General features: G+C 50.7%; 11 protein-coding genes and 1 pseudogene. 9 read left to right on the top strand and 3 right to left on the bottom strand.

The window, feature by feature from the left end:
• Position 1 precedes the first annotated feature (1 nt).
• Positions 2 to 1,468, bottom strand: a complete 1,467-nt coding sequence (locus ACYQ27_RS02535) for an RNA-guided endonuclease InsQ/TnpB family protein (RefSeq protein ID WP_460040947.1) — start codon at positions 1,466 to 1,468, stop codon at positions 2 to 4.
• A 103-nt stretch (positions 1,469 to 1,571) separates the two neighbouring features.
• Between ACYQ27_RS02535 and ACYQ27_RS02530 the strand changes: the two are divergent.
• The 4 genes and pseudogenes from ACYQ27_RS02530 to ACYQ27_RS02515 all read left to right on the top strand — a co-directional run.
• A pseudogene (locus ACYQ27_RS02530) lies at positions 1,572 to 2,264 on the top strand (TldD/PmbA family protein); the annotation flags it as partial.
• Positions 2,261 to 3,553: a TldD/PmbA family protein gene (locus ACYQ27_RS02525; RefSeq protein WP_456454039.1), complete on the top strand. Its 1,293-nt coding sequence runs from the start codon at positions 2,261 to 2,263 to the stop codon at positions 3,551 to 3,553. The pseudogene ACYQ27_RS02530 and the gene ACYQ27_RS02525, both read left to right, overlap by 4 nt.
• 43 nt (positions 3,554 to 3,596) lie before the next feature.
• Positions 3,597 to 4,295, top strand: coding sequence for a DUF257 family protein (locus ACYQ27_RS02520; RefSeq protein ID WP_460040946.1), 699 nt, complete (start codon positions 3,597 to 3,599; stop codon positions 4,293 to 4,295).
• A 118-nt stretch (positions 4,296 to 4,413) separates the two neighbouring features.
• Positions 4,414 to 6,525 (top strand): alpha-amylase family glycosyl hydrolase, encoded by a 2,112-nt coding sequence (locus ACYQ27_RS02515; protein ID WP_460040945.1) that lies wholly within the window; start codon positions 4,414 to 4,416, stop codon positions 6,523 to 6,525.
• On the opposite strand, the gene ACYQ27_RS02510 is transcribed toward ACYQ27_RS02515, so the two are convergent.
• Together ACYQ27_RS02510 and ACYQ27_RS02505 are read right to left on the bottom strand one after the other, a co-directional pair.
• The gene (locus tag ACYQ27_RS02510) at positions 6,522 to 6,716 is read right to left on the bottom strand and encodes a hypothetical protein (RefSeq protein ID WP_460040944.1); all 195 of its coding nucleotides are present in this window, start codon (positions 6,714 to 6,716) and stop codon (positions 6,522 to 6,524) included. The two genes, ACYQ27_RS02515 and ACYQ27_RS02510, sit on opposite strands and share 4 nt — an antisense overlap.
• Before the next feature lie 8 nt (positions 6,717 to 6,724).
• A complete protein-coding gene (locus ACYQ27_RS02505; RefSeq protein WP_460040943.1) occupies positions 6,725 to 7,294 on the bottom strand; it encodes a PH domain-containing protein in 570 nt (189 codons plus the stop codon).
• A 387-nt stretch (positions 7,295 to 7,681) separates the two neighbouring features.
• Here ACYQ27_RS02505 and ACYQ27_RS02500 point away from each other — a divergent pair, with 387 nt between their 5' ends.
• From ACYQ27_RS02500 to ACYQ27_RS02480, 5 genes are all read left to right on the top strand, one after another.
• The gene (locus tag ACYQ27_RS02500; RefSeq protein WP_456454046.1) at positions 7,682 to 8,467 is read left to right on the top strand and encodes a BtpA/SgcQ family protein; all 786 of its coding nucleotides are present in this window, start codon (positions 7,682 to 7,684) and stop codon (positions 8,465 to 8,467) included.
• 146 nt (positions 8,468 to 8,613) lie between these two features.
• A complete protein-coding gene (locus ACYQ27_RS02495; protein ID WP_456454048.1) occupies positions 8,614 to 10,146 on the top strand; it encodes an outer membrane protein assembly factor BamB family protein in 1,533 nt (510 codons plus the stop codon).
• Positions 10,147 to 10,437: 291 nt separating this feature from the next.
• Positions 10,438 to 12,489, top strand: a complete 2,052-nt coding sequence (locus tag ACYQ27_RS02490; RefSeq protein ID WP_460040942.1) for a hypothetical protein — start codon at positions 10,438 to 10,440, stop codon at positions 12,487 to 12,489.
• Positions 12,482 to 13,657, top strand: a complete 1,176-nt coding sequence (locus ACYQ27_RS02485; protein WP_460040941.1) for a calcium-binding protein — start codon at positions 12,482 to 12,484, stop codon at positions 13,655 to 13,657. The genes ACYQ27_RS02490 and ACYQ27_RS02485 overlap by 8 nt, the downstream gene beginning before the upstream one ends.
• A 5-nt stretch (positions 13,658 to 13,662) precedes the next feature.
• Positions 13,663 to 14,397, top strand: a complete 735-nt coding sequence (locus tag ACYQ27_RS02480; protein ID WP_460040940.1) for a hypothetical protein — start codon at positions 13,663 to 13,665, stop codon at positions 14,395 to 14,397.
• Positions 14,398 to 14,540: the final 143 nt, after the last annotated feature.

The following is a 14,540-nucleotide window of genomic DNA, read 5'->3' as shown; positions in this document are numbered from 1 at the left end:
ATCAAACTCTGGGTTTAATCCTCTTTTGGTACATCAATCTATATACTGTATGCGGAAAAGGATATAAAGCGTTTCCCTCTCTATGGTGCTGATGATGGAACTCATAAAAAAGGCGGAAAAACTCGCGGAGAAGTACGGTGTTGAATACTATGAGCTGACCTCCTCCCCTTTGCGGTGGGGAGGTTTGAGGGGTTTCATTTAGACCCACTAAAAAGTGGGTTTTCGACCCCTCTGGTCCGGTCTTAGGCCAGTTACCCCTCCCTTGAGCATAAAGCCCGCCCAAGTTCGGGGTTATCGTTTTTACCGCTTTCTTCAAAATGTTAAACGCTCCAACTAAGTCAGCGTTAAAGACAAGCCCCGTTGTAGGACACTTAAATAATCCACGAACGAAGCGAGCCCCCTTGTGGGGCTTCCCGCAAACGGGGCAAAGCTTTGAAGTAAAAGCCTCATTCACAACCACAACAGAGATACCATACTCTTCAGCAACCTCCTTGAGACGTTTAATCACGTAATTAAACCGCCACACGCGGGAAAGCAGAAAATTCTGCCTCCTTCCTCTTTCAGAGTTTCTGGCGATTCCCTTTGGATAACCAATCACAATTCTGCTAACGCCGAGTTCGTAAAGCTTCCTCACGGTTTGCCTTACTGTAGTGTTGATATAATGCTTCGCCTGAAGTTTGGCTTTAGCGTGCATTCTTTTAAGCTTCCTGCTCTTTTTACAGCTTGACTTGTTGAGTTTGGACTGGTATTCTGCAACCTTTTTCCTCCAGTAGAAGTCAATGCTCTTTAAAGGCCTCCCGTTCACGGGAAAGCTCTGGCCGTTTTCAACGTAAACAGCCATTAAATTGTTCACTCCCAAGTCAACTCCCGCCGAGAGACTTCCTTTTGGAGTCCTCGGGAGTTTAACCCACTCCTCCCCTTCGAGTTTTTCCTCTGTCGTAAGGCTCATGTGAGCGTACCATTTCCGCTTTACCTCATCGTAGGTTATTTCCAACCTTCCCTGCTTGCCTTTCAAGTGTATTCTGCCCTTGAATTGAACTTCCAAGCGTTTAAACCTTCCGAGACCTTTAAGGATTAGTCTGTTGCCATCAATCCGATACTGGTCGTTTCTAAGAATGATTAAGAACTTCCTCTTCCCGTCTTCTTTTAGGTAGTTTGGAGGTTTCGGTTTCAGCCCGGAGGGAAGTTCACCGTTGCGTTTTTTCCTCAGGAGGAAGAAGAAACTCCGCCAGCTTTCAGCATTCTTCCGGCAGATTTGTTGAACGGTAGCGGAGCCGACTTCCCCCTTAAACTCCTCATAAACGATTTTCTCGATTTTATTGAAGTCCACGATTTGCTCTCGGAAGTATTGTTGTCTCCTTAGATAATTTACCCTATTCCAGACTTTGGCGTTAATGTTAGCTAACTCGAAGAGGATTTTCTCCTGCTTTTTTGAGGGTTGGAGTTTAACCGTTACCGAACGCTTCATCTCAAAGTATGGTATGATTTTTAATCTTTAAAAAAGTGTTGCTTTCCCGTTCAAAGGCCGGTTTTAGAACTCCCGCATCTCCTCCCCGAGGCTTTCAAAAGAAAATGTAATAATGGACCCCGAGCTGGCGGGAGTTTTCATCCACGAAGCTTTAGGGCATGCGAGCGAGGGGGACGCGGTAAAGAACGGCGAGAGCATACTGGGGGATAAACTCGGCGAGAGGATAGCGGTTGAGGGGCTTACCGTCGTGGACGACCCGACGTTGAGGGGCAAGTTCGGGAGCTACATCTACGACGACGAGGGGATAAAGGGCAGGCGCGTGGAGATAATAAAAAACGGCGTTCTCAACGAGTACCTCCTCGACAGGGAGACGGCCGCATATCTTGGGATGGAGCCCAACGGGCACGGAAGGGCGCAGAGCTACAACTACCAGCCGCTCGTGAGGATGAGCAACACCTACATAGAGCCGGGGGACTGGGGCTTCGAGGAGATGCTCGGTGAAGTGAGGAGGGGCCTCTACCTCATAGGGGACAAGGGTGGAGAGGTTGATATAGCGAACGGGACTTTTATGTTCGGGGCCAAAGAGGGGTACCTCATTGAAAACGGGGAGATTAAAGCACACATAAGAGATGTAGCGCTATCCGGCAAGATTCTGGACGTTCTGATGAGCATAAGGGCAATTGGCAGGGACCTGAAGATTGAGTTCCCCGGCTACTGCGGCAAGGGGCAGTGGGTGCCCGTGGATGACGGAGGGCCCCATGTGCTGACGAGGGCTCTGGTGGGTGGACTGAGATGATGGACGAACTTGCGAGAATCCTCAATCACAAAAACGTCGAGTGGGAGATTTACTGGGAAATAGGGACAGGCAGTTCTTTCAAAATAGAAAAGTACGAGATTGTGAGGGCCCAGCAGAAGTTCCACTCCGGAATAGGCCTGCGAATTGGATACAGGGGGAGGACGGGGTTTTCATACATTACGGGAGTCTCGCATCGGAGGGAGGAGCTTGAGAGGTTCGTCGAGAGAACCATAAAGCTCGCCAGGGTTAGTGAGGTTCCCTTCCGCGGCTTTCCGGACAGCAAAAAGAAAAACAACGTCCCTGGACTTTATGACAGGGCGACAGCGGAGATGTCGTTTGAGGAGGGCTATGATGCCGCCACAATGATGATCGAGAAGGGAAGGGAAATTCTCGGGGAGGAACATACATTCTCAGGGGGAATTGCCTTCGGGACTGCAGAAGATGGGGTTATGAACTCCAACGGGATTGAGAAGACCATGAAGAGCACCGGGATCAGCATGGGGGTTTACGTGCTGAAGAAGAACGGGAGGAGAGGCAGCGGAAGCTACTACAGGAGCTTCAGGAGGCTGTCAGAGGCTGAGGGGGAGATGAAGAGGGGCATTGAAGAGGCCAGAAGGGATGCCGAATTGAGCTGGAGCGCAGGAAAAATCTCTCAATATGAAGGGGAGCTGGTGCTGGAGCCGCACGCCGTCTCATCAGTGGTGAGCATCCTGATGCACAGCTTGTACGGGGACAGTGTCTATCACGGACAGTCACGCTTTCAGAAAATCGGGGAGAGAATCAGCAGCGAGATTCTGACGCTTGTAGATGATTCCACCATTGAAGGGGGTGCCAGGAGCTACCCATTCGATGGTGAGGGTAATCCCGGCAGGAGAAGCGTGCTGATCGAGAAGGGAGTTCTCAGGGGGTTTCTGCTCGATGAAACATACGGCAGGCTTATGGGCATGGAGAGCACCGCCAATGCAGCGAGGGATTTCAGGACGATGCCCCACATAGCGGCCAGCAACGTTATAGTCGACGGGAAGCGGGAGAATCTGGAGGAGTATGAGGGCATTGTAATAAAGAAGGTCTTTGGAGAGCATACGGCCAACCCGATAAGCGGGGACTTTTCCCTAACCGTGGAGCTGGGATACAGAATCGAGAACGGAGAGCTGATTCCATTCAAGGACAACATGTTTGTGGGCAACATCTTTGAGATGCTGAACAGCATCGCAGCCCTCGGCAGAAAAGATGAAGATTTGAGTGGGTTTATATCGCCAAGGATGCTTATATATGGAAAAATAGTTTGATGTTCTCTTGTTATTTTGCCAAAACCGGACAACATTTTTATACATGGCTGTCGTTAACTCTATCCGGAGGGATAGCATGGGCCATGAACAGCTGGAGAGAATTCTCGCGGGCATAAAGGCAGGAGAAACGGTTTTAATAGAATACGAGCCTGTATCTTCCCCCGAACTGCTCCTCCATTTTATGGTCAGATACTGCAGGAAAAATGGCAGGGAGCTAATCATCGACGACCTCGCCGACACACTGGTTGAATTCATGACGAGGCTGAAGCTGAAGGGGGTTCCGGTTCAGCATCTTGAGAAGGCCAGTGTGATGAAAATCGGGGGATACCGGAACGTTGGAAAAATCATAAACACGATTGAGCTTGATAAGTACACGCTGGACTTCAAGTATTACGGGAAGGTCTACGACAGATGGCGGGCAGGAAAGGATACCCTCTTCAACCCTGTTCTAGGGATATACAAGGTCTTCCTGATGTCCGAGCACACGGAGGCAATAAGGCTCGTGAGGAACATCTCGACGTTCGTGGGAAACACCACCCGCATTGCATTCTACTTCATAAACAGGGAAACCATTAAGAACAGAAACCCCGATGCGTTTTCCCTGCTCGAAGAAATCGCCACGAGCATTTTATCATGGGAGAGGAGATGCGACAGTGTCGTTCTCAGGGTTGTGAAATCAGCCAACGAGGAGATATGCGGCAGCACCGCAGAGGTTCCGGTTGAGGATATAATAGGATACTGACCTCCAGCACATGGGGACTTGAACACTGAACCCTGTGATGAAATAACACCAACCCTAAACACGCTCGGAAGCTGCAAAAAGGTTATAACTTCTCTCTTCTACCACTTTCGGTGATACAATGAGGAAAGTGCTGGCTGTGCTGTTCATATTCATACTGCTTGCTCCGGGTGTTCTGGCATACCAGATTCCTGAAAAAGGAGTCATCTACCAGATTATGGTCGACAGGTTCTATGATGGAAATCAGAGCAATGACCGGCCGTTCTATGACCCAGACCACAGAGATTATTACCTCTACTGGGGCGGCGATCTGCAGGGCATAACCGAGAAGCTCGACTACATCAAAAGCCTCGGCGTGAGCATGATATGGCTCTCACCCATCAACGACAACATAAACAGAATGGCCGGCATCTCGGCTCCCTATCACGGCTACTGGACCCATGATTACAAGAGGATAGAGGAGCACTTCGGAAACTGGAAAACATTTGAGCGCCTCGTGGAGGAGGCGAAGAAGAGGAACATGTGCATAATCGTGGGATTTGTCCCAAATCATTCAAACCCCGAAGACGATGGCGAATTCGGTTCCCTCTACGACAACGGAACCAAGATAACAGATTTCTTCAGGGACGAGAAAAACGCCACCGTGAACCCCTACACAGGGAGTCTCGAATACATCTACCACCACAACGGCAACGTAAAGAACTACTACGGATGGGAGATGAAGTCAAAGAGCATCTTTGGCCTGGCGGACTTCAACCAGCTGAACCCTTGGGTGGATAGCTACCTGAAGGAAAGCCTGAACCTCTTCATAAAGGCCGGTGTTTGCGGCTTCAGAATGGATGCTGTAAAGCACATGGATCTGGGATGGCTAACGAACTTCTATGCATATGCATACAGAAGAGCTCCTCTGCTGATATACGGGGAATATTACAGGCTCAAATATGCCGAGGATGCAGACATGTACGATTTCTACCGCTACTCCAACATATCTCCCCTCCTGAGCATCCCGATAAGGGACAGAATCGTCTCAACTCTGGGCTTCGGGGGGAGCTTTGCGGAGCTGGCCGATTACCTCCACGAATACTATGCCCATTTCGTCTATCCTAACAAGGCGGTCAATTTTATCGACAACCACGACCTCCCGAGGTTCCTGAGCGAAAGTCCCGGCAGGGAGGGCTACCACATGGCTCTGGGGCTTCTGATGACCCTCCCGGGAATTCCCGTCATCTACTACGGGGACGAGAGCTATCTGGTGAGCAGGGAAGGAAAGGGCGACCCCTACAACAGGCCCATGATGGTCTTCAACAACACCACCGAGGCGGCGAGGATAATAAGGACTCTAGCGGAGCTCAGGAAGGAGAACAACGCTTTGGCCTACGGGGACTTCAGGGACATCTATAAGAGCTACACGACATGGGCATTCGAGCGGAGCTTTGGAGGGGAGCGTGTTTTGGTGGTGCTCAACAAGAGGGAGGACAGAGCCCTGGAAATTCCGCTCAACTGGAGCGATGGGGCCTATAGGGACGTGCTCTACGGTGTGGAGATGAGCGTTAAGGATGGAAAAGCCACTTTGGAGGCCCCAAAGAACAGGATTCTGGTGTTCTCCTTCAAGGGAAGGCAGGAAAAGCCGCTTATAGGTTCGGTTACCCCGTATCTCGCCCAACCGGGAGATAAAATCGTCCTCGGAGGCGTCGCTTTTGGAAAGGGAGGAAAGGTCACAGTCGGGGGCAGGGATGCCCGAGTTCTCGAATGGAGCGATGGCATGGTGGTCTTCGAGATGCCAGAAATCAGGACGAAAGAGGCATGGGTCAACGTAACCGTCGAGAGCGGCGGAAAGAGGAGCAACGCTGTGAGAATAAGATATCTGAGCGGAGAGCAGAGGGCGGCGCTCCTTGTGGTAAACGGGAGCTACGTAAATGCAACAGGGCAGCTCTGGATCAAAGGGGACATACCCGAGCTCGCGGAGCCCATACCCCTCTACAAATCGCCAACCGGCTACTACTTCCAGGTCGTGAGCCTTCCCGTAGAAGCCACTTTTGAGGTTCAGCTCTACAGGGGGAGCCCATGGGGCGAGCTTGAGCCCCTGAACATCACGCTATATGGGAAGAGCAACGGCACCGTCATCCTCAGGAACAGGCCATATCCAAGAGAAAAGCATGAATACCGGCCGGTCTATGGAGCCATTGCAGTTCTCGGCCTGATATTAATACTGCTCTCTTTCAGGAGGCGCTAGTCCTCCTCCCACATGCTTTTCCACTCGAATGCATCCTCCCCCGCTTCTCCATCCGCCTCAACTTCAATCTGAATCTCCGGCTCCGCCCTGTGGAGTGTGAATGCCAGCCAGAGGAAGGCAAATGGACCCGTTAGAATAAGCAATAACAGGAGAAGAAGGGCTTTTTTGGTTTTTCCATCCGTGCCCTTCATATTATCACTCAAATCCGCTCTAAGAGCTTCTTTCTCTTTTCTTCGTACTCCTCCTGGGAGAGGACTCCCATGTCGTAGAGCTCCTTGAGCTTTTTGAGCTTCTCAAGGGGATCCTCCTCTTTTCTGCTCGCAATCCTTCTCGCCTCCATCCTTATGCTCCTGCTGACGACCTCCTTGGGCTTGTGTATCCACATCTCCTGACTCGTTAGATGCTTTTTATGTTCAATGCCCACGGGTTCAACCGCGATTCTGTTTATGGCCTCCTTTATGGCCTCAATTGCATCCCTGCTCTTTGATTTGTCCATCCTTTCAAGCTTTATCTCCTCCCCATCCTCCTTCCTTATGATGAACTCGGCATACATCTTTCCTATCTTCACATAAACCTCTTCGAGCTTTTCATATGGAACGGCCTTCATGTCGTATCTGCCGAACATCTTCTCATCAAAATAGATTATTCTCCTGTCCGTAACAATGAGCCATTTCGGCTTCTCCACACCCATTTTCTTCTTAATCGCAAACAGCACGTCTTCTCCGGGCTGAAGGTTTTCACCAATCCCTTTTGGGAGCTTTTCAACCATAAGTTTCACCTGTATCAGGTTGTGGATTGAAGTATATTAAGGTTGTTAAATGATGCTCACCGGTACCTACAGGATAGGATTGAGGCAGACGGAAATATGGAGAACATAAAAAATTGATGCGGTCTTCGGTATGTGGGCGTTTTAAGCCCGAATGGGGACTGAAAACGGAAGATGTGGGGCCCCGAAAGCTCTCCAATGAAGATGGGAGGAGGGAATGCTGGCCATAATGAGGCTCACAAACTTCATAAAAGTTACAGCTAACCAGAACGGATACATATACCGTCACGATAAAGGCCTACAGACTCACAAAGAGGTAACATCTTTTTATCTTTCCATTCCTGCCGCAATTTTATTATATCCCCTGAAGCATTTTATTTCGGTGATTCAATGAACTTTGAAAGAAAGCTTCTCATAGGTATGGTGCACCTCAAACCCCTGCCGGGCTCCTATCTCTATGATGGGAACCTCGATGGGGTCATTGAGCACGCCGTGAGGGAGGCTAAAAAGCTTGAGAGGGCTGGCTTTGATGCCATAATGGTCGAGAACTTCAATGATGTGCCCTTTCCAAAGACGGTGGATAAAACAACGGTGGCTGCATTTACCGTTGTCGCCAGAGCCATTAGGGAGGAAACCTCCCTCCCCCTTGGAATTAACGTTTTGAGGAACGACGGGACAGCGGCTTATTCGATAGCATACGCCGTGAAGGCGCACTTCATAAGGGTGAATGTGCTGAGCGGCGTAGCCTATACAGACCAGGGCATCATTGAGGGAATCGCCCATGAGCTGGCAAAGCTGAGGAGGTTCCTCCCTTCAAAAATCCGGGTTTTTGCCGACGTCCATGTCAAGCATGCCCATCACTTCGGAGACTTTGAAGATGCACTGAGCGACACGGTTGAGAGGGGACTGGCTGATGCCGTGATTGTAAGCGGGAGGGCAACCGGAAAGCCCGTTGACATAGAAAAACTCACCGTTGCCAAGAAAATCTCCCCGGTTCCCGTGATAGTGGGCTCGGGCACAACCTACGACAGCCTGCCGGAGCTCTGGAGGTATGCGGACGGCTTCATAGTGGGAACCTGGATTAAGGAGGAGGGAAAAACGAAGAATGACATCGATTTTGAGAGGGCTAAAAAACTCGTCGAGCTTGCAAAAAATCTTCGTTCAAGTTATGTTTAGTTGTTTCAGCTTTGAATTTTCTTTTCCGAAAGGCTTATTACCAAAGAATGCGTAGTATGTTGTCAAGTCTCGGCTGTGCTTTCTTCAACCGTGGCTTATGGGAACTCCCAGGTTTTCCCTTCGGTTCCCAATGGAGGAGAGAAAGTATGAAGATAAGAACTTTCACCACCATTGTGCTAATCCTCGTGGCTTTTTCCTATCTGGCCGGCAGTGTTGGTGCCGTTTCGCTTGAATGGGAAAAGCTCTTGGGAAATGAGACAAAGGGCAATACCGGCTATATGAATGGCGTGCAAATGTATTCTGACTTTAAAGGCTACGCACTCATTCCATCGGAGGATGGCTATCTCATCATCGGAACAATCTCGGCAGTCTACGACGACAACATCCTGCTGATCAAAACCGATAAGGAGGGCAACCTTCTGTGGCAGAGGATGTACGGCGGAAAATATCCCGGTGTCTACGGTCCCGAGGAGGGAAGACAGCAAGGTTACGCCGGGATTCAGGTTAGGGATGGTTACCTCATATGCGGCTATGCAGATAAGATAGATAACTATGACGGGAACCCGAAAACCTATGACTACTCCGACATATGGATTTTAAGACTCGATAGGAATGGAAATGTCCTCTGGAACATGACCGTTGGCGATGACGGTCCAAACGACCAGCAGTGGTGCAGAGGCGTAGCTCCCGCGCAGGATGGTTATATCCTGGCAGGCTACACAAGAACCGATGAGAAACCAGACTACGACGGCTATCTCGTCAAAATTGACGGAAAAGGAAACGTTATCTGGGAAAAACGCGTCCCCCTTAAAAGTGAAGACTCAACTCCCCATTGGAATGGCTTTGAAACCATAAAGCCCGATGGAAACGGTTATATCCTCACAGGCCTTATCGATAACAGTTACGGATGGCTCGTTAAGATTGATGATGATGGGAACGTGTTGTGGGAGAAGGAATTCAGCTCCCCTACAAAGAAGATTCTGGATGCAGAACCCATAGGAGATGGATACACCCTGACAGGGTTCTTCGGGAACCAAGGGCTGCTCTCCATAGTTGATTCCAGCGGAAAGGTCCTCTGGGAGAAAGGTTATCCCAGTGTGGCCGCTAACAGAGCTGGCATGTTCTCCCACGCCACATTTAATTCAGTGAAGTTCCTTGGAGATGGATACGCCCTCACCGGAACAGTTCATCTGTCCGAATCCGATAAGTTCCCCTACATCGTGATTCTGAATAGCAGAGGAGAGATGGTATGGAACAACACGAAAGATACCATTACATGGAACACCACAATCCGCTCGTCCAGTGGGGAGGCTCATGCCGTAGTTGAGGACGATAATTCCATAGTTGTGGTGGGAACCGCCAATGGAAGGGTTTACCTGGCAAAGGTGTCCATTGGGAGTATCCCCTTGTCCCAGGCCGAAGGCTCGACCCCTGAAGAAACCTCGTCAACACATTCTGAGTCAACACCTTCCGAACCTCAAACAACGGCAACATCCAAGCCCCCAACACCATCCAGCCCAGAGATATCTTCCCAGACGACAAGCTCGGAAGGGGGTTCAGCTTCTTCAGGCACTGCATCTCAGCAGGGGGATGGCATTGAGTTTAACTTTACCTGTGGCCCGGGCATACTGGTGCTGCTGGCGATTGTTCCGGCGGTTTACATCAAACGCCGCAGGTAATCCAGTGTTTTTTCTTTTCGGATGATTTCTTTTTGTCTTTGCATGCTTCTCCCGAATTTTATTTTCCGAAAGGTTTATTACGCATGACTGCGTAATTTGTAAAATAAAAAATAACGGAGGAACCTGTCCCGCTATTCTGCGAGATGGTTTCTTTCGGGGAGGAATGACTTTGGAATCGCCCCATGAATACCTGACCGGGCCTCTGATTGGAACCCTCATATTACTGGCGGTTTTCATCGTCTTTCTCCTGTGTATAAAATACGCGATAAATGTGATACGGAGGAGAAAAAGTTGAGATTAAGGATTATTTTTGGTTCTCTGGTTCTCATTTTCCTTTACACAGCCTCATTGGGCCCCCTGAGCGTCAGCGGGCTGCCGAAGGATGAGTTCAACCCGGTTAAAGACTCAATGGAGGCCCTCGGAATAAGGATAACTGACTTCTACAACGACACCAACCTAATCTCGATCAGCGGGATGTACACTGGAAGGGATGGCCTCAACGCCAAGGTCACGGTTAAACTCAGGAGATACTCTAGCAGTGAGGACGCCAGAGAGGCTTATGACAGGGAGATAAACAGCCCCCTATCGTGCCTGAACGCCAAGGACGAGCCAGCGGTGCTCTATTCAAAAAAGAGCACCGAAGGAAACCCGGGCTGCTACAGGTTTTCGACCATGATACGGCAGGAGGATGGCGGGAAGTACTACCGCTCCAACCCATGGTTTTCCTACGAGAAATACGTGCTCTCCGGAAATTATCTCCTGGCTATAGCGATTCAGGGAAAGTGGGACAACGAGCGCTACAACGATGGGAACTATTCTCAGGTTGTATGCACGCACGGTGCCAACTCGGACTGCTGGGTTGAGTACGATGAGAACTCCTACGCGAACTATCTGAAGCTCCTCGACTCACTCCGGAGGGAAACCGAGGCTCTTTCAAACTCCATCGGAGAGCGGGTCACAGGCTCCGCCCTCCCTCTAATGGCTCCTAAAGGGTCAAACACCTCTACTGCTGGCGTCAATGGTTCACCGGCGGAATATTCCGTGAGGATATACTCCCCGGGCGATGGGGCTACACTCAAACAGCTCTTCGAGGGATACTTCACGATATCTCTGTGGGCCGACGTCAGGGGAAAGGGGGCAGAGAACCTCTACGCCGTTGTCACGCTTCCAGATGGCTCGAAGAGAAGGGTTGAAGTGCTCGGCGGTAGCATTGCCGACATAATCTCTGCGAATGACCCTTCGATCAAAGGGGGAATCCTAAAGGTTGACCTCTATGGGGAGATTAACTCGGCAAAAAAGCTGCTCGCCTCCGACAGCGTTCGGGTTAGCTTCGTCTCAAAGGAAGTGCCCGGAGACGGCATAGACAACGACCTCGACGGTCTGACCGACTGCGACGACCCGGATATAGCGACCTGCGAGGCATGCGTGCAACAGAAAAAGCTCGAATGGGCCGAATCGCTGATGGAGCGGCACATAGATTACCTGAAAAGGATGATAGAAGCCACCCCCGGAATGCGCTCGGTTTATGAGGTTTACATAGACGAGCTTCACGCAATTCACGACAGATATAGGGACGACCCTGAGAGAATGGCGGAGGAGATGAACTCGTACATGGAGGAGAAGGTCTACCAGAACCAGAAGATCAACGGCTACCTCTCCATCTTCAAGGATGACCCTGAAAAGAGGTATCAGCTCAGACAGATAGCTATCAAATACAGGTACGACCCAATAGCCAGGGACATCGCTATGAGGAACTTCATATACGAGAACTCGAAGAGCGAGGCGGAAAAAACTGCAACGATGAACGCGATACTTACGGGCGTTTTGAATCCGCCCAAATGGCTCGTTGGCGGACAATACGGTTCGGGGGGAGCCCTGGACTGGGCGCAGTTCGTGGCGACCAATTTTGAAACCGCCGGGAATACCGTCAAGCTGAAGGGGGCGGAGAAGGTCAGGTTCTTCACGACTCCGACGAAGATATACCTGGTTGCCCTCGATGCAAAAGCCCTCATGGATCACGCCAACGAAGTGAAGAAGATGAACCTCAACGAGGGGACGAAGGTCTCGATCATAGTTCTCGACGGGGCGACCAAGATAGGGAAGCTCCTCGATCCGACGGGCTACTTCGGGAACATGGCCGACGCGACGGTTGGTTCTCTCATAAACCTGCGCAAGAAGATAGAGGAGAGGAACCAGGGCTGGTTCACCTGGAACGGATACGTTCTCCACGAGACGTCAACGCCCGGCATCTACGAGGACTACGAGACCGGGAAGAAGTTCAAGCGCGTGGGCGGCGGCTGGCTCGGCGGGGCGAACTTCGTGGAGGTGAGCAAGAATGGGTAAGGGAACGGCGATACTCCTTGTACTCCTTCTGCTCACCGCCGGCTACATCTACCTTTCCAATCCAGAGGTCATAGATAAGGTGATTGACAACGCCAAGAACATCAAAGCCCCCGGAAAGGGCCAGAGCAAACCCCAGGTTCAGGAAAAGGGCTGGAGCGACACCGATGGCGATGGAAGCCCCGACGTATACATGGGGGACGGCACTGACGCCATCCGCGTGAACTCGACCTACATAATCTTCGCGGACAGGAATAAGGACGGGAAAATCGACGCCATCTATCTCGACACCACGGGAGACGGGAACTACGACACCGCCTACCTGGATGAGGACTACAACGGCAAGACAGATACCTGGAAAACAGCCCTCAACGGCGTGGAGAGCTATGCCTGGGACGTTACCGGCGATGGCATTCCCGACCTCTACGACACCAACGGGGACGGAAAGGTGGATGCATGGGACATAAACTCCGATGGGGCAATAGACGAGCGCGATATAGACTTCGACGGAAATCCGGATCTCCACGACTACGACTTCGATGGAACCTTTGACGAGTTTCAGGAGGGAACGAATTTTGCCCCGCCGTCGAACGGAACCTCTGCATGCCCCCCAACCAAGGAAGAGGCATACAGGCTCTTTGTCAATGCTTACAACAACGTCACATCACTTCAGCAGGCAAACGCAAGTCAGGAAGCTTTAAATGAAGCCTACGAGAGGTATCTCAATGCAAAGGCATGCTACGACTCATTCAGCGGTTCCGGGGAGACGGCATCATCGAATACTCCCGGGATGAGCCTTGGGGATATAAAAGAGGCAACACTAGAGACGCCGGATGAGATGGCAATAAAGTTCTCCACGGGTGAGCTAAGAGCAGGCGGAAACTGGAATGAGATGGATATAGGGCTTGAGCCGTGGTGCGTTGATTACGCCGCGGTTATCGGGCACTACATAGACATCGGCGAGAAAAGCCTCGAAAACCTCACCTCCAGCGACATCCCTTCATCGAGCTACCCCACGGATGAGGTGAGCGGAGAGGTGAAAACGGGCCACGTTTACATCAACAAAAACTCAGACGGCACATATACAGCGTTTGAAATCCTCTCCCACGAGAAGCTCGGAGACTGCAATCACAGGGCTGTAATCAGATACAGGAACATTGGTGAAAGGTGAAGAAAATGAAAAATGTGAAAAATGTAAAGATTTTGATAGCCCTTCTTCTGATGGGCTTTGTGGTGCTGGTGAGCGGGTGTGAGAGCCCGGATGTGAAAAGCACCGCCACAGTGGAGAAGAGTCTGACGCTGAACGGCATAACGGTGTATTATTCAGGCGATGCATCCCTCTCAGATGCCAAGGCAACCATAAGCTTTGTGAGAGACGTCATCAACCCCGAGAAAGAGATGGATGTCTACCTGAAGAAGAGCGGCGGAGCATACACAGTTGGGCTGACGAGCACATACAAAAGCGCCGACGAGATAGAGGACTTCCTGAAGTTCTACCTTCCCATGATTGCATCCGAAATGTCGCAGGATGTTTTTGGAGGGGCGCATGTGACGCTTCAGATCCTCGATGATGAAAGGAACGTCCTGGAATCAACGGAAAGCAAATATTCATACGTGAACTCGGGCGACATCTACGTCTGGTACTCCGGGACCGGCAAGGAGGACGCTCAAAAAGTGCTCGATTATGCGGTGTCCCTCGTCGGGAACGGCTCATGGGACATAATCCTTGAGAAGAGCGATGTGTATCACATTAAGGCAATGAGCGCATTTAGAAGCCGTGAGGAGATTGGAAGCAGCAACGAGGAGATATACAAAAAGATGGCATCGGATTTGAGTTCGAGGCTTGAAGGAAAGGTAATGCTGCATGTTCTTGACCCGAACGGGAAGGAGATAGCCGTCTTTAACGGCTGATCTCCATTTATTCCGCACCGCCCAGTCCCTGAATTATGCGCTCCATTCTCTCCTCCTCATTTTCCCTTCCCCAATAGCCAAAGTCACCTCAAGAACCAGGATTGCAAAAAGCACACTCGCCTTCGGATATGTAAATTCTTCAA

Source organism: Thermococcus atlanticus, assembly GCF_054657855.1.
Note: the sequence above shows the minus strand (reverse complement) of the source record. Positions and strands in the feature narration are given on the sequence as shown.

What these genes read in the sequence shown, in the direction of transcription:
- ACYQ27_RS02505 (WP_460040943.1), bottom strand. Translation starts at nt 7,294, where the DNA reads ATGGTTGAAAAGCTCCCAAAAGGGATTGGTGAAAACCTTCAGCCCGGA.
- ACYQ27_RS02515 (WP_460040945.1), top strand. Translation starts at nt 4,414, where the DNA reads ATGAGGAAAGTGCTGGCTGTGCTGTTCATATTCATACTGCTTGCTCCG.
- ACYQ27_RS02510 (WP_460040944.1), bottom strand. Translation starts at nt 6,716, where the DNA reads ATGAAGGGCACGGATGGAAAAACCAAAAAAGCCCTTCTTCTCCTGTTA.
- ACYQ27_RS02495 (WP_456454048.1), top strand. Translation starts at nt 8,614, where the DNA reads ATGAAGATAAGAACTTTCACCACCATTGTGCTAATCCTCGTGGCTTTT.
- ACYQ27_RS02520 (WP_460040946.1), top strand. Translation starts at nt 3,597, where the DNA reads ATGGCTGTCGTTAACTCTATCCGGAGGGATAGCATGGGCCATGAACAG.
- ACYQ27_RS02485 (WP_460040941.1), top strand. Translation starts at nt 12,482, where the DNA reads ATGGGTAAGGGAACGGCGATACTCCTTGTACTCCTTCTGCTCACCGCC.
- ACYQ27_RS02500 (WP_456454046.1), top strand. Translation starts at nt 7,682, where the DNA reads ATGAACTTTGAAAGAAAGCTTCTCATAGGTATGGTGCACCTCAAACCC.
- ACYQ27_RS02535 (WP_460040947.1), bottom strand. Translation starts at nt 1,468, where the DNA reads ATGAAGCGTTCGGTAACGGTTAAACTCCAACCCTCAAAAAAGCAGGAG.
- ACYQ27_RS02480 (WP_460040940.1), top strand. Translation starts at nt 13,663, where the DNA reads ATGAAAAATGTGAAAAATGTAAAGATTTTGATAGCCCTTCTTCTGATG.
- ACYQ27_RS02525 (WP_456454039.1), top strand. Translation starts at nt 2,261, where the DNA reads ATGATGGACGAACTTGCGAGAATCCTCAATCACAAAAACGTCGAGTGG.